The 16,023-nt window shown below is 70.6% G+C and carries 18 protein-coding genes and 1 pseudogene; 9 read left to right on the plus strand and 10 right to left on the minus strand.

Features of this window, described 5'->3' with window-relative positions:
* Positions 1-22: 22 nt before the first annotated feature.
* From ACFQ87_RS20625 to ACFQ87_RS20635, 3 genes are read right to left on the minus strand one after another with little or no spacing between them, the layout of a single operon-like run.
* Entirely contained in the window at positions 23-832 is an 810-nt protein-coding gene (locus ACFQ87_RS20625) for an ABC transporter permease (protein ID WP_380612306.1), read from the minus strand.
* Positions 832-1,854: an ABC transporter permease gene (locus ACFQ87_RS20630; RefSeq protein WP_380612225.1), complete on the minus strand. Its 1,023-nt coding sequence runs from the start codon at positions 1,852-1,854 to the stop codon at positions 832-834. The genes ACFQ87_RS20625 and ACFQ87_RS20630 overlap by 1 nt, the downstream gene beginning before the upstream one ends.
* A gap of 6 nt (positions 1,855-1,860) precedes the next feature.
* Complete coding sequence (locus ACFQ87_RS20635) at positions 1,861-3,030, minus strand: ABC transporter substrate-binding protein (protein WP_380612226.1); 1,170 nt, start codon at positions 3,028-3,030, stop codon at positions 1,861-1,863.
* Between the two features lie 326 nt (positions 3,031-3,356).
* On the opposite strand from ACFQ87_RS20635, the gene ACFQ87_RS20640 reads away from it, so the two are divergent.
* Positions 3,357-4,136 carry a GntR family transcriptional regulator gene (locus ACFQ87_RS20640; RefSeq protein WP_380612227.1) on the plus strand — a complete coding sequence of 260 codons (780 nt, stop codon included), beginning with the start codon at positions 3,357-3,359 and terminating at the stop codon, positions 4,134-4,136.
* A gap of 34 nt (positions 4,137-4,170) precedes the next feature.
* Here ACFQ87_RS20640 and ACFQ87_RS20645 read toward each other — a convergent pair whose 3' ends face one another.
* The 6 genes and pseudogenes from ACFQ87_RS20645 to ACFQ87_RS20670 all read right to left on the minus strand — a co-directional run bounded on the left by ACFQ87_RS20645 (position 4,171) and on the right by ACFQ87_RS20670 (position 7,244).
* Positions 4,171-4,725 (minus strand): phosphonate degradation HD-domain oxygenase, encoded by a 555-nt coding sequence (locus ACFQ87_RS20645; RefSeq protein WP_380612307.1) that lies wholly within the window; start codon positions 4,723-4,725, stop codon positions 4,171-4,173.
* Between the two features lie 48 nt (positions 4,726-4,773).
* A pseudogene (locus ACFQ87_RS20650) lies at positions 4,774-4,941 on the minus strand (TauD/TfdA family dioxygenase); the annotation flags it as partial.
* 110 nt (positions 4,942-5,051) lie between these two features.
* On the minus strand, positions 5,052-6,182 hold the full coding sequence (locus ACFQ87_RS20655; RefSeq protein WP_380612308.1) for an RNA-guided endonuclease InsQ/TnpB family protein: 1,131 nt from the start codon (positions 6,180-6,182) through the stop codon (positions 5,052-5,054).
* 239 nt (positions 6,183-6,421) lie between these two features.
* On the minus strand, positions 6,422-6,631 hold the full coding sequence (locus ACFQ87_RS20660; RefSeq protein ID WP_380612228.1) for a hypothetical protein: 210 nt from the start codon (positions 6,629-6,631) through the stop codon (positions 6,422-6,424).
* Complete coding sequence (locus ACFQ87_RS20665; protein WP_380612229.1) at positions 6,631-6,834, minus strand: hypothetical protein; 204 nt, start codon at positions 6,832-6,834, stop codon at positions 6,631-6,633. Before ACFQ87_RS20665 ends, ACFQ87_RS20660 begins: the two co-directional genes overlap by 1 nt.
* The gene (locus tag ACFQ87_RS20670; protein ID WP_380612230.1) at positions 6,831-7,244 is read right to left on the minus strand and encodes a hypothetical protein; all 414 of its coding nucleotides are present in this window, start codon (positions 7,242-7,244) and stop codon (positions 6,831-6,833) included. Before ACFQ87_RS20670 ends, ACFQ87_RS20665 begins: the two co-directional genes overlap by 4 nt.
* 109 nt (positions 7,245-7,353) lie before the next feature.
* On the opposite strand from ACFQ87_RS20670, the gene ACFQ87_RS20675 reads away from it, so the two are divergent.
* From ACFQ87_RS20675 to ACFQ87_RS20690, 4 genes are all read left to right on the plus strand, one after another.
* Positions 7,354-8,190 carry a Scr1 family TA system antitoxin-like transcriptional regulator gene (locus ACFQ87_RS20675; protein WP_380612231.1) on the plus strand — a complete coding sequence of 279 codons (837 nt, stop codon included), beginning with the start codon at positions 7,354-7,356 and terminating at the stop codon, positions 8,188-8,190.
* Positions 8,191-8,194: 4 nt separating this feature from the next.
* Positions 8,195-8,383 (plus strand): DUF397 domain-containing protein, encoded by a 189-nt coding sequence (locus ACFQ87_RS20680; RefSeq protein ID WP_380612309.1) that lies wholly within the window; start codon positions 8,195-8,197, stop codon positions 8,381-8,383.
* Positions 8,384-8,476: 93 nt separating this feature from the next.
* Positions 8,477-8,815 carry a DUF6087 family protein gene (locus ACFQ87_RS20685; protein ID WP_380612232.1) on the plus strand — a complete coding sequence of 113 codons (339 nt, stop codon included), beginning with the start codon at positions 8,477-8,479 and terminating at the stop codon, positions 8,813-8,815.
* Positions 8,816-8,908: 93 nt separating this feature from the next.
* Positions 8,909-10,549, plus strand: coding sequence for an APC family permease (locus ACFQ87_RS20690; protein ID WP_380612233.1), 1,641 nt, complete (start codon positions 8,909-8,911; stop codon positions 10,547-10,549).
* Between the two features lie 52 nt (positions 10,550-10,601).
* Here ACFQ87_RS20690 and ACFQ87_RS20695 read toward each other — a convergent pair whose 3' ends face one another.
* Positions 10,602-11,687, minus strand: a complete 1,086-nt coding sequence (locus ACFQ87_RS20695) for a pyridoxal-phosphate-dependent aminotransferase family protein (protein WP_380612234.1) — start codon at positions 11,685-11,687, stop codon at positions 10,602-10,604.
* Between the two features lie 98 nt (positions 11,688-11,785).
* Between ACFQ87_RS20695 and ACFQ87_RS20700 the strand changes: the two genes are divergently transcribed.
* From ACFQ87_RS20700 to glnII, 4 genes are all read left to right on the plus strand, one after another.
* Positions 11,786-12,877 carry an amidohydrolase family protein gene (locus tag ACFQ87_RS20700; protein ID WP_380612235.1) on the plus strand — a complete coding sequence of 364 codons (1,092 nt, stop codon included), beginning with the start codon at positions 11,786-11,788 and terminating at the stop codon, positions 12,875-12,877.
* A gap of 92 nt (positions 12,878-12,969) precedes the next feature.
* The gene (locus ACFQ87_RS20705; protein WP_380612237.1) at positions 12,970-13,647 is read left to right on the plus strand and encodes a uracil-DNA glycosylase; all 678 of its coding nucleotides are present in this window, start codon (positions 12,970-12,972) and stop codon (positions 13,645-13,647) included.
* Positions 13,648-13,829: 182 nt separating this feature from the next.
* Positions 13,830-14,756 (plus strand): SCO1860 family LAETG-anchored protein, encoded by a 927-nt coding sequence (locus ACFQ87_RS20710; RefSeq protein WP_380612238.1) that lies wholly within the window; start codon positions 13,830-13,832, stop codon positions 14,754-14,756.
* Positions 14,757-14,975: 219 nt separating this feature from the next.
* The gene (gene glnII / locus ACFQ87_RS20715; RefSeq protein ID WP_380612239.1) at positions 14,976-15,998 is read left to right on the plus strand and encodes a glutamine synthetase; all 1,023 of its coding nucleotides are present in this window, start codon (positions 14,976-14,978) and stop codon (positions 15,996-15,998) included.
* Positions 15,999-16,023: the final 25 nt, after the last annotated feature.

Genomic DNA, 16,023 nt, shown 5'->3' on the forward strand with positions numbered 1-16,023 from the left:
CTCCTGGAAAGCGGGGGGTGGTTCAGGACCGGGCGGTCTTGCGGCCGCGGCCGACGGCGGACATCAGCAGCAGGACGAGCCAGACGATCAGCAGGCTGAGCATCGAGACCGCGACGGACATCTGGCCGTCGCTCTTGCCGTTGGAGTTGATCCACACCGAGAAGGGGGCGAAGCCGAGGATCGAGGCGGTGGTGAACTCGCCGAGCACCAGGGCGACGGTGAGCACGGCGGCGTTCAGCAGCGAGCTGCGCAGGTTGGGCAGGACGACGGTGAACACCGCGCGCAGCCAGCCGGCCCCGCAGTTGCGGGCGGCCTCGACCAGGGTGACCACGTCCACGCCGCGCAGGCCGGCGTCGATCGCCCGGTAGGCGAACGGCAGTGCCATCAGCACGTACGCGATGACCAGGACGATCGGGAACTTCGGGTCCTGGATGGCCACGATGGTCTGGAAGAGCGGGGTGTCCTGCAGGTAGTCCGGGCCCCAGCGCAGCACGCCGATGATGCCGGTGGTGAGCGCGACGACCGGGACGACCAGCGGCATCGAGCACATCACCTCGATCACCGGGCCCAGCTTCGGCGCGCCGAGCCGGGCGGCGAGCACCGCCGGGACGAGCAGGAGCAGCAGCACCGCGACGGTGACGGCGGCCAGTTCGAGGCTGAGCACCAGGCTGTCGGTGAAGCCGGGGGCGTTCAGCAGCTCGGTGTAGGCGCGGAAGGTGGTGCCGCCCTTGTTGTCGTCGATGCTGAACCACAGCGAGGCGGCCATCGGCACCGCGAAGTAGATCCCGCAGATCAGCAGGACCAGGCCGCGGCCGAAACGGATGCGATTGATCAGGCGAGCCACTTGGCACTCCGGCGCTGAAGGGGCAGGTACAGGGCCATCACCAGGCAGGCGACCACGATCATGTCGAGGCCGAGGGCGAGGGCGAGGTTGCCCTGGCCGACCAGGACGTTGCCGGACAGCGCGTCGCCGATCTGCATCGAGATCAGCGGCACCGAACTGCCCACCATGGCCTCGGCGGTGGCGTACGCGGCGAAGGAGGCGCCGAACAGCAGCACGAAGCCGCCGAGCAGCGAGGGCAGCAGGACGGGCAGTGCGACGTGCCGCCAGTACTGCACCGCGGTGGCGCCGTTGTTGTACGCGGCCTCGCGCCACTGGGCCTTGAGGCCCTCCAGGGCCGGGGTGATGGTGATGACCATCAGCGGGACCAGGAAGTAGAGGTAGACCACCGACAGGCCGGAGAAGGTGTAGAGGTTCCAGCCGTGCTTGGTCAGGCCGAACTTCTTGGTGACCTCACCGGCGTTGCCGAGGGTGGCGACGAACATGAAGGCCAGCGGGACGCCGCCGAAGTTGGCGAGCACGCCGGAGGCGGACATCACGGCCTCGCGGAAGGCCCGGAAGCGGGAGGTCGCCACGGCCTGGGCCAGCGGCAGGCCGACCACGGTGGCGATCAGCGCGGTCAGCAGCGAGAGCTTCACGCTGCCCCACAGGGCGGTCCAGTACGCACCCTGGAGGGAACCGGTGAGGTTGTCCATGGTGAAGGTGCCGCCGCCGTCGGGCGCGTCCGAGGAGGTGGTGAACGCGCCGATGGCGATCGCGACGGCCGGCAGGCCGAAGCCGATCACGAAGAAGAGCAGCAGGGGGAGGGCGGCGAGCCAGGCGCGGCTGCCGCCGGCCCGGCGCTTGGCCGGGCGGGGGGCCTTGGCGGTCGCCGCGGTCGCCGCGGTCGCCGCGGTCGCCGCGGTGGCGGCGGTGGCCGGGGCCGGGGTGGGGGTGGCGGGGCCGGCGGTGGCGCCCCCGCCGCTGTGGGCGGCGGAGGCGGTGGCCGGCACCGGGGTGGGAGCCGTGGTCATCTCAGGTCAGCCCGCGATCGCCTTGGCCCAGTTCTCGGTCACGACCTTCTTGGCCGCGTCCGTCTGGTCCTGGGTGGGGAAGGTGGTGAAGGGCTTCTCGACGGCCGGCAGCTTGGCGGAGGCGGTGGCGTCCAGGGTGCCGGCGGCCTTCATCGAGTCGAACAGGGCAGGGGTGGCGTAGCCGCCGAGGAAGCCGTTCTGGCCCTCGGCGCTGTAGAGGTACTCCTCCCACAGGCGCGCGGCGGCCGGGTGCGGGGCGTCCTTGTTGATCGCCTGGTTGTAGTACTGGGCGTAGGAGCCGTCCGAGGGGATGGCCACCTGCCAGTCGATGCCCTTGTCCTTGAACTTGTCGCTGTAGCCGGCGTTCAGGTACGACCAGTCGATGCTGATCGGGGTCTCGCCCTTCTCGATGGTCGCCGGGGTGACCTCGACCGGGTTGAAGTTGCCGGCCTGCTTGACCTTGCCGAAGAAGTCGATGCCGGGCTGGATGTTGTCCAGCGAGCCGCCGTTGGCGAGCGCGGCCGCGTAGACGGCGCCGAAGGCGGCACCGGCCTTGGTCGGGTTGCCGTTCAGGGCGACCATGCCCTTGTAGTCGGGCTTGAGCAGGTCGGCGAAGGTCTTCGGGCAGACGGACACCTTCTTGGCGTCGCAGCCGATCGACATGTAGCCGCCGTAGTCGTTGTAGCTCAGGCCGTTGGCGTCCTTCATGGTGGCCGGGATCTTGTCGAAGTCGGTCACCTTGTAGGGGGCCAGCAGGCCCTGCTTGCCGGCGCTGATCGCGAACGCCGAGCCGAGGTCGACGACGTCGGGGGCGCGGTCCTGGCCCTTGCGGGAGGTGATCGCGTTGATCTCGTCCTGGCTGGAACCGTCCGGGTTCTCGTCCTCGATCTCGATGCCGTACTTCGCCTTGAAGCCGTCCATCAGCTTGCCGTAGTTCGCCCAGTCGCGCGGCAGCGTGATGACGTGCAGCTTGCCCTCCTTCTTGGCGGCGGCGACCAGGGCGTCCATGCCGCCGAAGTCGGCGACGGAGGTCGCGGTCTTGGCGCTCTTGCCGCCCGCGGCGTCGCCGCCGGACTTCGCGGAGGAGGAGCCGGCGGAACCGCAGGCAGTGAGGGACAGCGCGGCGGCGGTCAGGACGGCCGCGAAGGCGGCGGTGCGGGCGCGGTGCACGGACACGGGTCAGTCTCCTGAGAAGGGGGAACTGCAAGCGGGTGTCTTGATCGGGGGATCAGGCGAGTGGCGGTTCGGAGCCCTCCGAGGTGAGTTCGGAGCCGTCCGAGTTGACTAGCCAACTTCGCTGACGGGGGTAAGTACGCCGGAGTCCGGTGACGGGAAGGTGAACGGACGGCTCAGAACCGGGGTCGGCTGCGGGAACGGTGGAATCCGGCCATCGGAGCGTGATCCGTTCGGTGCGATGCTCTGAATGCGCAGCGGGATATGGTCGGGCTGTCCGCGCCGGCACGGCTGCGCAGGACACCGCCCCAGGAGGGACATTGACTGACGTGGCAGTAGAGCCCGGGCGCCCCGCCGAGCGCGCTGCCGGCGCCCTGTACCGCAAGGTGGCCGCCGATCTGCGCGAGGCCATCACCACCGGCGCGTACGGCGAGGCGGGCCGACTGCCCGCCGAGGGCACGCTGGCCGAGCAGTACGGGGTCTCCCGCGGCACCGTCCGCCAGGCGCTCGCCGTCCTGCGCTCGGACGGGCTGGTCACCTCCCGCCGCGGCACCCGCCGGGTCGTGCTCGGGGGCGCCAGGGTGCAGAGCTTCTCCGAACTGCTCAGCTTCACCCATTGGGCGTACTCGATGGGCGAGGAGCCCGGCGGCATCCTGGACTCCCTGGTGCGCCGCCCGGCCGACGCCGCCGAGCGCGAGCAACTGCGCCTGGAGCCGGGCGCCGAGGTGTACGTGACGGTCCGGCTGCGCACGCTCTCCGGCACGCCGGTGATGGTCGAGCGCACCATCTACCCGCCGCGGGTCGGCGAGATCGTCGCCGAGCTGCCGCCGGACGTGGTCTCGCACACCGAGGTGCTGCGCGAGCACGGCATCCTGTTCACCGACGCCGACCACACCATCGACATCGTCGCCGCCAACGCGGAGGACGCCCGGCTGCTCGGCTGCCGCCGGGGCGGCCCGCTGCTGCGCGAGCGGCGGCGTACGACGGACCCGACCGGCACGCCGGTGGAGTGGTCCCAGGACCGCTACCTGCCCGGGACGGTGGCCTTCAGCGTGCACAACTCGCTGGCCACGTCGGCGCTTTCGCGGCACGCCCGGGAAATGGACTGAGGCCCCGCTCCCGGGCGTGCTCCGCGTACTGGCGCTAGCGCATGAGCGCGGCGAGCAGCGGGCGGTAGTGCTCGAAGTCCGGCGCCTGCGCGCCGGGCTCCTTCGCCTGCTCGTCCCAGCGGCGCACGGCCACCGCGTCGGCGGCGCCCGGGAGTTCGGCGAAGGCGGCGGCCTGGGCGTCGTCCATCGGACCGCCTTGGACCTTGAGCGTGTACTCGGACGCCTCGGACAGCCGCTCGCGGTAGCCCGGCTCGATCGCGCACAGGTAGCGCTTGGCGGCCACGTGCAGCCGGACCGGCTCGGTGACCTCCGGGCCGAACCACTGCGCCAGCCACTCGGCGCCGGTGTCGCTGTGCCGGTTGTCCTGCCCGCGCATCAGGTCACGTCCGTGCAGGGCTCCTTGGAAGTGACCGATGTCGTGCAGCAGCGCGGCGGCGACCAGGTGGTCCGGCGCCCCGGCGGCCTCGGCCGCGGCGGCGGCCTGCAGCATGTGCTCGGCCATGGTCACCGCCTCACCCAGGTACTCCCCGGCGCCCTCGCCCGCGAACAGCTCGGCGATGTTGTCCAGGGCGGCGGTGCGGCGGTGCAGTACGGCGAGGGTGCTGGCGAGTGAGTCGAGGTCGGCGTAGCAGCCCTGGAGGTGGCGCCGGCCGTCCTGCTCGAAGGCAGTACGGGCGTGCAGCAGCCGGGTGTTGTCGAAGACGAGGCAGTCGCTCGGGTCCAGCCGGAAGGTGAGCTGGAGCTCGGGGCGCAGGGTGATCGCGGCGAAGCGGCGGTAGGCGGCGTAGAAGGCCGCCCGGATCGGCCTCGTGCTGGGCTCCGATCGAGCGGTTGGTCAGCTTCTCGGCCGTGAGCGGCCGAGCTTGCAGGTAGCGCCTGACTGGCTGCCAGGTTGGCTCCCGCGTCCAGCCGCCGCTACCCGGCGACAGGGGCGGATGACTGCCGCCCCGCATCCCATGCAACGGCCGCTCGGTGGGCGATGTTGCGGGAAGCGTTCCGGTCGGCGTGCGCAACGACGCCGCACGACCGGCATGCGAAGGTGGCCTGGTCGGGCCGATTTCTCCTGTCGATGTGGTGGCACTCGGAGCATTCCTGGCTGGTGTACGCCGGATCGACGTACACCATCGGGACGCCTGCCCGCTTGGCCTTGTAGGCCACAAAAGAGCCGAGCTGAGCGAAGGCCCAGGAGTGCAGCGCGACCCGTTGGGGCTTGCGGAGCCGTGCCCGCTGCCGGATGCCGGACAGGTCTTCCAGTCCGATCCCGGCCGTGGTGCGTTCAGCCTCGGTCACGATGCGCTTGGAGATGACGTGGTTGGTGTCCTTGGCACGGCGGGACTCTTTGCGGGAGATCCGCTTCAACACGCGCTTGGCGGACTTGGTGCCCTTCTTCTGGAGCTTGGCACGCAGGTCCTGCATGCGTTTGCGGTGCCGGTTCAGGCCGCGCCCGGCTGCCTTGTAGCCGGTGGAGGTGGTGGCGATGTTGGCGATGCCGAGGTCCACGCCGATCCAGCCGGTCGGCTCGAAGAGCTCGGGTTCGGGGATGTCGCAGGTGGCGATCAGGAAGAACTCGCCGTCGCGCCTCACCAGGTCGGTCTCGCCTTTGCGGTAATCGCGCAGGGTTAGTAGCGCGTCCGGTGAGCAGACGAACCTCGCACCCTTCAGGCGCCCGGCTGTGGTCCAGATCGAGACGGTCTTCGCGTCCAGTTGCCACGAAAGACACCGGTCGTCATACGGCTGGGCGGCGTCCTCACGGAAGACGATCGGCTTGGACTCGGCCTTGGCCCGGCGCTGAGTCCCGGGCTTGCCGAGGTTACCGGCCCGGATGTTCGCAGCCAAGGTGCTGTAGGCGTCAGCGACCTTCCGTATCACGTGCAGCGCAGGCTGGGCCGACAGGCCAGCGGCTTTCAGCTTCAAGTAGGCACAACCCTGCAAGGCCTTCCGGGACTTCTCGCCCGTGCGGTGCGCCATCTCGGAGACGTGGTTGGCCTCCTGGTTGCAGACGGACAGGGTTTCAGCAAGAGCTGCCGCCGCGTCGGGCGACGGCATCAGCTTGACCTGAGTCACAGTCAACACACGAACTACCGTATAGCCTCTGTCACCACGATGGGAGCCAAACCCTGATATACGTAGGGGCCGAAGCGTCGTTCACGCCATCCTCAGCCTCAAGCGTCTCCGCCTGCAGACTCCGCCATCTCGCCGAGGTGCCCGCCTGAATCGGTTGCTCCGTCGCGCGGCCCCGCCCTGCGGAGCAGGACGGGGCCGCGCGGTGGCTGCCGTGTGCCCGGCTACAAGGGGCTGCCGGGCGTGGAACGGAGGTAGGCCTCGGCGGTGGCGTGGGTGTAGAAGCGTCTGATCCTGTCCGAACTGCCTCGTACGCGGAGGTACCGATGCTGGTCCGGGTCCCACAGGCCCCAACACTCCACCAGGAGGAAGTGCGGGCTCCGGGAGTTGATCAGCCGGATCTCGTATCGCTTGCGGGAGAGGGTGGTGGCCATCAGGCGACCGCCGGGTCCGGGTGGGGCTGCTCGTTGGCGTGCACCCATCGCTCCGCCAGGTCGTACGAGTAGAACCGCAGCGGTTCGGGGCGGGGCGGCAGCGCCTTCACCAGGCGGCCGGTCTCGCGGTCCCGGATGACCCAGACCGGGTACGAGGTCCCGTCGTGGGCGTCGGCGGGAACGATCCCGTATCGGCTGCTCATCGGCAGGCCACCTGGAGGAAGCCGCCGGCCTTCTCGACCTGGGCGGCGAACTCGTCAAACTCGCCGTCGATGGGGGAGACGGTCGCCTTGGAGGGGATCAGGATCGCTCCGGCGCTCCGGTCCTTGATCGTCTGCAACGCGGCCAGGAGCAGGGGGCGTTGCTCCGGGGGCTTCTCCATCTCGTCGTCCAGGACGGTCAGGGACACCTCCCAGTCGTAGGCGAGCGCGTACTCCTCGCAGCTGCGCATCTCCAACTCGGGGAAGGCGGGACTGGTCTTGGCCAGGTAGATCACCACCTGGAAGCGCTCGGTGCGGTTCGGGTTTCCCTCAACTCCGTTGGGCGAGGCGGCCGGACCGGCCTCGCGGAGTCGGGGGACGTGCGGGACTGACGGGGTTCGGTGCAGCTTCAACGCCAGTTCCTCTCTGTAGTGAGACGACTACCCAGGGCGCAAACTGTCCTCTATGCTTAGGGGGTCTTCAAGCTGTCAAATCTGCTCGAAGAGATAGGGATCAAGGCCCTTGAACAAGGTTGAGCTGGACCCCGACGCGGGCCCTGCGGCGAAGTTCGGCGTGTTTCTGCGCACTTCACGGGAAGCGCGGGGGTGGACCCAGGAGGATCTGGCTCGTGCCATCGGCTACTCCGCGACGCATGTGTCAGCCGTGGAAACTGGTCGACGTCCCCCAACTCGGCGCCTCGCACGAGAACTTGACAAGGTGTTTGGGTGGGACCGCGTGTTCGCCCGCAAGGCTCTCGATCTCAAGACCTCGGCGCTCCTCGAAGGGTTTCCGCAGTACGTAGCTCGGGAGTCGAAGGCCGTGGAGCTGAGGTTGTTCACTCTCGGGATCGTGCCGGGTCTGCTCCAAACCACGGACTACGCAGCAGCCATCGCAGCGGGAGCGGTTCGCCGAGGCGGCATCACACAGAATCAGGCTGATGAACGGGTGGCTTACCTCGCGCGCCGACAGGCCACCATGCGTCGGGAGCCCTCGCCGTTGATCCACGTCGTCCTGGATGAGAGCTGCATCCGTCGGCCGGTCGGCGGACCTGCGGTCATGGCAGCTCAGCTGGATCAGCTTGTTGAGTTCGCCGGGATGCCCAACACGATGCTCCAGGTGGCTCCGTATGCCATAGGCGAAGAGCGGTCGTTCGACCTCCCGGTGAACATCCTCACTCTTCCCGATCGGTCCTTGATCTCCTACGCGGAATCGGCACAGCAGGGGCACCTGGAGCGGGATAGCGGCGCAGTGCTGCCGGTACTCACGGCCTACTATCAGCTACAGGCTCTCGTGCTCTCACAAGCTGAGTCCGTGGCCCTGATCAGCCGGCTGAGGGAGGACTACCGTGACCGCGAATGAACCCATGTGGTTCAAATCTTCGTACAGCAGCAACGGTGGCGACTGTGTGGAGGTAGCGGGGAACTTGGTCGCCTCCGACGCCGTTCCCGTCCGTGACTCGAAGGACCCCGAGGGCCCCTCCCTGGTCTTCCCAGCCGACGCCTGGTCGGCCTTCGTCTCCGCCGTGCGATGCGGGGAGTTCGGCGCAGTCTGACTGAGCGGATGAACCGCCCCGGCCACGTCGGCCGGGGCGGTTTGTTCCGAGGTTCGAGTGAGCGCAACGGGCTAACCTCGGGGCGATGCCGAGTTGGAGGATCAGGACGTGGTCTTTCCCGAGGACGAATCGCTCGCGGAGTGGTACGCCGCCCGGGCCGGTCGGGACCGGCCGCAGGGGACGCGGGACGTGCTGGTGCTCGCGCCCGAGGATCGGCTGGGGCGGCATCCGTTCGAGGACGTTCCCCGGCTGGTGGTCGAGTGGGACGGGCGTGCCTGGCGGCCGGTTGCGGTAGCCGCGGACTTCTCGGAGGCGTATCCGCTGATCATGCGGCGCGACGGGGCGCTGATCGAGCCGCAGGACGATACACCGGTGCCCTTGCTGCGAAGGGGGACCGGGCGGCACCGCAGGCCTCTTCCGCCGTCTGGCTGACAGGGGTGGGCCGGAGGGCGTTTCAGCGCGGGGGAGTCCCGGGTGCTGCGGCACTGTCGGGGGGATTTCCCCGAGGCGAGAGGCGGCTGCGCCATGGCCCATCCCGACACCACGTCATCGCCCCCCACGGGGCAGACCGGGCTCAAGCGCGAGGTCGGCCTCGTCGGACTGCTCTGGGCCTCGGTCGGGGCGATCATCGGCTCCGGCTGGCTGTTCGGGGCGCAGAAGGCGGCGGTGGCGGCCGGGCCGGCGGCGTTGTTGTCCTGGGGCATCGGCGCGGTGGCGATCATCATGCTGGCGATGATCCACGCCGAGCTGGGTGGGCTGTTCCCGGTGGCGGGCGGTACGGCGCGGTATCCGCACTACGCCTTCGGCGGGTTCGCGGGGATGTCGTTCGGGTGGTTCACCTGGCTGCAGGCCGCGACCATCGCGCCGATCGAGGTGCAGGCGATGATCAACTACGCCCGGCACTGGACGTGGGCGGGCGGCCTCCTGAACGAGGACCTGACGCTGACCGTGGCGGGTTTCGTGGTCGCGGCCGTGCTGCTCGGGGTGTTCGTCGCGATCAACTTCCTGGGGGTGAGGCTCCTCGCCCACACCAACAGCGTGGCCACCGTATGGAAGGTCGCCGTCCCGGTCCTGACCATCTTCGCGCTCGGGTTCACCGAGTTCCACGTTTCCAACTTCACCGTCCACGGCTTCGCGTCGCACAAGGCCAAGGGAGTGCTGGCGGCCATCAGCACCAGCGGGGTGATCTTCGCGCTGCTGGGCTTCGAGCAGGCCATCCAGTGGGCGGGTGAGAGCCGCAACCCCCGCCGGGACATCCCCCGGGCCGTCCTCGGGTCGGTGGTGATCGGCACGATCGTCTACGTGATGCTCCAGGTGGTGTTCATCGGCGCCCTGCCGCCGTCGACCTTCGCGGGCGGCTGGGACAAGCTCGACTACCCCGGCATCAGCGGCCCGTTCGCGGGCCTCGCGACCCTGATCGGCCTCGGCTGGCTGGCGACGGTCCTCTTCATCGACGCGGTGATCTCGCCGGCCGGCACCGGGCTGGTCTACATCACCTCCAGCTCCCGGGTCACCTACGGCCTGAGCCGCAACGGCTACGCGCCGCCCGCCCTGCAGTCCACTGACCGCAACTCGGTGCCCTGGCTCGGCCTGGTCATCGCCTGGGTAGCCGGCGTGCTCTGCTTCCTGCCCTTCCCGAGCTGGCAGCGGCTGGTCGGCTTCATCACCTCGGCCGTCGTGCTGATGTACGCGGGCGCGCCGCTGGCCTTCGGGGTGCTGCGCAAGCGGCTGCCGGGGATGGAGCGTTCGTACCGCCTGCCCGGCGGCACGGTCATCTCCCCGCTGACCTTCGCGGTGTCGAGCCTGATCATCTACTGGTCCGGCTGGAACACCCTGTGGCGGCTGGGGCTGGCGATCATCATCGGGTACGTGCTGCTCGGCGGGTACTCCGCGTACGCCGCGTCGAAGGGGGCGCCGAACACGCCGCGGATGGACTTCAAGGCGGGGCAGTGGCTGCCGGTCTACCTGGTCGGGATGGGGATCACCTCCTGGCAGGGAACCTTCGGCGAGGGCTCGCAGGGGAACCTGCCGCTGTGGTGGGACATCCTGGTCGTGGTGCTGTTCTCGCTGGTCGTCTACTACTGGGCGCTGTCCGTCTCGCTGCCGGCGGAGGACATCGAGCGGAACATCCGCGGCGTCGAGGTGGTGGACGCGGGCGGGCACTGAGCGCCCGTACGGAAGCGGCCCCGGAAACGTGACCGGGGCCGCTTCCGCGTGCTCAGGCCTGGACGGTCGCGTTCCAGGCGGCCTCGGCGGCCAGCAGAGCGGGCCCGGCCTCGGCCTTGGTGGCCGTCGCGAGGGCGGTCAGGCAGGCGCCGACGGTTTCCAGCGAGGCCGCCGGGCCGTAGTGGTTGACCCGCAGCATCTCCGCTGCCAGCGCTCCGCCGCCCGGCTGGACCGGCAGGGCCGGGTCGAGGGCGGCGGCGAGCTCGGCGGCGTGCAGGCCGGCCGGGGTGCGCAGGGTGGTGGCGACCGGGGCCGCGTGGGCGTCCTCGTGGACGTACGGGGTGAGGGCACCGAGTGCGCGGACGCCGGCCCGGGTGGCGGCGGAGGCGGCGCGGTGGCGGGCGATCACGGCGGGCAGGCCGTCGGCGGCGATCCGGTCCAGGCAGGCGCCGAGCGCCAGCATCTCCAACTGGGCCGGGGCGTGCGGGAGTACGGTGCGACCGGCGTCGGTCCAGCGCTCCTTCCAGTCCAGGAGGGAGAGGTAGGAGCGGCGCGGGGCGGCCGGGTTGGCGGCGATCCGCGCCCAGGCGCGCTCGGAGACGGAGACGGCGGAGACCCCGGCCGGGCCGCCCATCGCCTTCTGGCCGCCGATCACGCACAGGTCGACGCCCCACTCGTCGGTGAGCAGCGGCTCGGCGGCGACCGAGGCGACCGCGTCGAGCATCAGCAGCGCGCCGTGCTCGCGGACCACGGCGGCGATCTCGGCGACCGGGTTGGTGTTGCCGGTCGCGGCTTCGGCGTGCACCAGGGAGACGAAGTCGACGGCCGGGTTGGCGGCCAGGGCCTCGGCCACCTGCGCGGCGTTCACCGCGCTGTCGAAGGGCACGGCGAGGTCGACGACCTCGGCCCCGCAGGAGCGCAGCCAGTTGCCGAAGGTCTGCCCGTACGGGCCGGTGACGATGTTCAGCGCGGTGGAGCCCGGGTGCGCGGCGCCGCGGATCGCGGCCTCCAGCGGGAGGAGCGCCTCACCCTGGGTCACGATCACGTCGGCCTCGGTGTGCAGCAGTGCGGCCACCTGGTCCTCGATCGCCGCGAACCCGGCGGCGCTGAGCGGGGGGAGGTCGAGGAACGGACTCACGGTTCTGAAGCCTTTCGCGCGCGGGGTGGTGGGTGCGGAAACGAGTCTGCCGCATTCTCGCTGCTTACACGGAACGTTCCCGTCGGTAGAGTGCGGCCATGAGTGAAGGCGCGGTGCTGCACGTCCGGGGTCGGGTGCTGGTCGGTCCGGAGGAGGTCCGGGACGAACTCTGGGTGGTGGACGGCCGGGTGACCTTCACCCGCCCGCCGACCGCCGGGGACGTCCGGACGGTGACCGGCTTCGCGCTGCCCGGCCTGGTGGACGCCCACTGCCACGTCGGACTGGACGCGCACGGCGCTGTGGACGCCGAGACCAGCGAGAAGCAGGCGCTCACCGACCGTGACGCCGGCACCCTGTTGATCCGCGACGCCGGCTCGGCCGCCGACACCCGCTGGATCGACGAGCGCGAGGACCTGCCCCGGATCATCCGCGCCGGTCGGCACATCGCCCGGACCCGCCGCTACATCCGCAACTACGCGCACGAGATCGAGCCCGGCGACCTCGCCGCCTACGTCCGGGCCGAGGCCCGGCGCGGGGACGGCTGGGTGAAGCTGGTCGGCGACTGGATCGACCGCGATCGCGGCGACCTCGCCGCCTGCTGGCCCGGCGACGCGCTGGTCGAGGCGATCGCGGCGGCGCACGAGGAGGGCGCGCGGGTCACCGCGCACTGCTTCGCGGCCGAGTCGCTGCCGGACCTGCTGGCGGCCGGGATCGACTGCGTCGAGCACGCCACCGGACTGACCGAGGAGCTGATCCCGGCCTTCGCCGAGCGCGGGGTGGCGATCGTCCCGACGCTGGTCAACATCGCCACCTTCCCGGAGCTGGCGGTCGGCGGCGAGAAGAAGTTCCCGGCCTGGTCGGCGCACATGCGGCGGCTGCACGGGCGCCGGTACGACACCGTGGGCGCCGCGCACGACGCCGGCATCCCGATCTTCGTCGGTACGGATGCGGGCGGCTCGCTCGCGCACGGGCTGGTCGCGGACGAGGTGGCCGAGCTGGTGAAGGCGGGGCTGAGCCCGGCCGAGGCGCTGTCGGCGGCGAGTTGGGGCGCGCGGGAGTGGCTGGGGCGGCCGGGGCTGGCGGAGGGCGCCCCGGCGGACTTCGTGGTGTACGGGGAGGACCCGCGGGCGGACGTCCGGGTGCTCGCGGACCCGGACTTGGTGGTGCTGCGGGGGCGGCCGGTGGGGTGATCCGGCGGTCCGCACGGGGCCCTCGTCCGGCTTCTCGTTCACATGATCATCCGCTGAACGTGCTGTCGGTGTAGGCCGATAGGGTGGTCACCATGGCACCGCGTCCACTGAACGAGATCGTCGAGCCCGGTTGGGCCACCGCCCTGGAGCCGGTCGCCGGGCGGGTCGCCGCCATGGGCGACTTCCTGCGCGCCGAACTGGCCGCCGGCCGTACCTACCTGCCGTCCGGGCCGAACGTGCTGCGGGCCTTCCAGCAGCCCTTCGCCGACGTGCGGGTGCTGATCGTCGGGCAGGACCCGTACCCGACCCCCGGCCACGCCGTCGGACTCAGCTTCTCGGTGGGGCCGGAGGTGCGGCCGATCCCGGCGAGTCTGATCAACATCTTCCAGGAGTACGGCAACGACCTCGGCCTGCCGCAGCCGTCCAACGGGGACCTCACCCCGTGGACCGACCAGGGCGTGCTGCTGCTCAACCGGGCGCTGACCACCGCGCCGCGCAAGCCGGCCGCGCACCGGGGCAAGGGCTGGGAGGAGGTCACCGAGCAGGCGATCCGGGCGCTGACGGCGCGCGGTGGCCCGCTGGTGGCGATCCTGTGGGGGCGCGACGCCCGTAACCTGCGGCCGCTGCTGGGGGAGATCCCGGCGATCGAGTCGGCGCACCCGAGCCCGTACTCGGCGAACGGCGGCTTCTTCGGCTCCCGGCCGTTCAGCCGGGCGAACGAGCTGCTGGTGCGGCAGGGGGCGCAGCCGGTGGACTGGCGGCTGCCGTAGGGGAGTTGCCGCCTTAGCAGACCGTGGTCGGCGCGGAACGTCAATCTCACTCCAACGGGTGAAATGACGTTCCGTGTTACTCATGTGACGGATAGTTCGAGAAGACTGGCGGCTCATCGTTTCATCTGTGTAGGGGTACCGCCATGTCTTCTCGCCGAGTCGTTTCCGCATCCGCTGCCGTGGTGGTGAGCACACTGCTCACCGCCGGGCCCGTCCAGGCCGCTCCGACCCCGGCCGCCACGCCCTCCCCCGGGAAGGCACGCGCCGTTACCGCCGAACTCGACCTGGACGTCAGCCTGTTGAACAAGGCGGTGGACGTACCCGTGAACATCGCGCTCAACAAGGTGGAGACGCCGGAGCAGAGGGACGGATCGGTGCTCACCGCCAAGGTGGACGGGGTCGACCAGACCGGCCCGGTCGAGCTGGTCAAGGCCGACATCGGCAAGTCCGTCACCCGCGCCGACGCCAAGGGCACCGCCGCCTCCGTCAAGCTGGTCAACGCCGACGTGCACGCCCCCGGTCTGCCCGCCACCGCGCTGCTCGGCCTGGAGGCGATGAGCGCCGAGGCGACCTGTCCGGTCGACGGGCAGCCGACCGCGAACGTGATCGCGCCCACCAAGCTGAGCGTGCTGGGCAAGCCCGTCACCGTCGGGCTGTACGGCCCGACCAAGGTCGACGTGCCGATGGTCGGCAGCGTGTCGGTGGAGTTCTCCAAGAAGACCACCACCACGACCACCGCCGCCGCCTCGGCACTGGAGGTGCAGGTGGAGGTGAACCCGTTGAACCTGAACGTCGCCAAGGTCACCGGAAAGATCACCGTCGCCTCGGTGAGCTGCGAGAAGCCCACCGCACCCCCGGCCACCCCCTCCGCCACGGACACCCCGAGCGCCGCCCCCACCAGCGCGCCCGCCGCCCAGCCGGTGGCCGACACCACCACCTCGCGGGCCGCCGTGCCGCAGGCGGCGGTGGAGAAGCCGCAGAAGCTCGCCGCCACCGGCAGCAGCGCCACCGGCCCGCTGGCCGCCGGAGCCGCCGCCCTGGTCGCGGGCGGGGCGGCCGCGCTCTGGGCAACCCGGCGCCGCCGGGCCGTGCACACCCGTAGGCACTGAGGCCGGCGCCGGCGGCCAGCGGGCCGGTGGGCACTGAGGCCGGCACCGGGCCCGCAGGCACCCTTGAGGGCGGGAGTGCCGCACCCGGCACTCCCGCACCGTGACCGTGCCAACGCGGACGGTTGGTTCACATGCGCGTTACATGAGAGGAACAACCGGGAAACGGCGGCTTGCGACGCTACGCGGGCACCCACCACCCAGCATTGCGAGGGACACGCCGTGGCTATCAAGGCCGAGTACATCTGGATCGACGGCACCAAGCCGACCGCGAAGCTCCGTTCCAAGACTCGCGTCCTGCCCAACGCCGACAAGATCCCGACCTGGGGCTTCGACGGTTCCTCGACCAACCAGGCCGAGGGCCACGCCTCGGACCGCGTGCTGGAGCCCGTGAAGGTCGTCAAGGACCCGATCCGCGGCGGTGACAACATCCTGGTGCTGTGCGAGGTCCTGGAGACGGACGGCACCCCGCACGAGTCCAACACCCGCGCCCTGCTGCGCGAGGTCGAGGAGAAGTACACGGCGCAGGAGTCGATCTTCGGCATCGAGCAGGAGTACACCTTCTTCAAGGGCTCCCGCCCGCTCGGCTTCCCGGAGGGTGGCTTCCCGGCCCCGCAGGGCGGCTACTACTGCGGCGTCGGCGCCGAGGAGGTCTTCGGCCGCGAGATCGTCGAGCTGCACCTCGACCGCTGCATCGACGCCGGCCTGGCCATCTGCGGCATCAACGCCGAGGTCATGCCCGGCCAGTGGGAGTTCCAGATCGGCCCGGTCGACGCGCTGACCGTCTCGGACGACCTGTGGATCGCCCGCTACCTGCTGTACCGCACCGCCGAGGAGTTCGGCATCGACGCCACGCTGGACGCCAAGCCGGCCCGTGGCGACTGGAACGGCGCGGGTGCGCACACCAACTTCTCCACCAAGGCGATGCGCGAGGGCTACGACGCCATCATCACCGCCTGCGAGTCCCTCGGCGCCTCCCAGGAGAAGGTGCTGGAGCACGTCAACCAGTACGGTGACGACATCCAGTCCCGCCTGACCGGCAAGCACGAGACCGCCCCGTGGAACGTCTACAGCTACGGCGTCTCCGACCGCGGCGCCTCGGTCCGCATCCCGTGGCAGGTCGAGGTGGAGAAGAAGGGCTACATCGAGGACCGTCGCCCGAACGCCAACATCGACCCCTACGTCGTCACCCGCCTCCTGATCAACACCTGCTGCGAGGCTCTGGAGAAGGCCGGCCAGGTCTGATCCGCCCCTGAGGCCCCCACGCCCG

It is taken from the genome of Kitasatospora sp. NPDC056531, assembly GCF_042794375.1.
Classification (GTDB): domain Bacteria; phylum Actinomycetota; class Actinomycetes; order Streptomycetales; family Streptomycetaceae; genus Kitasatospora.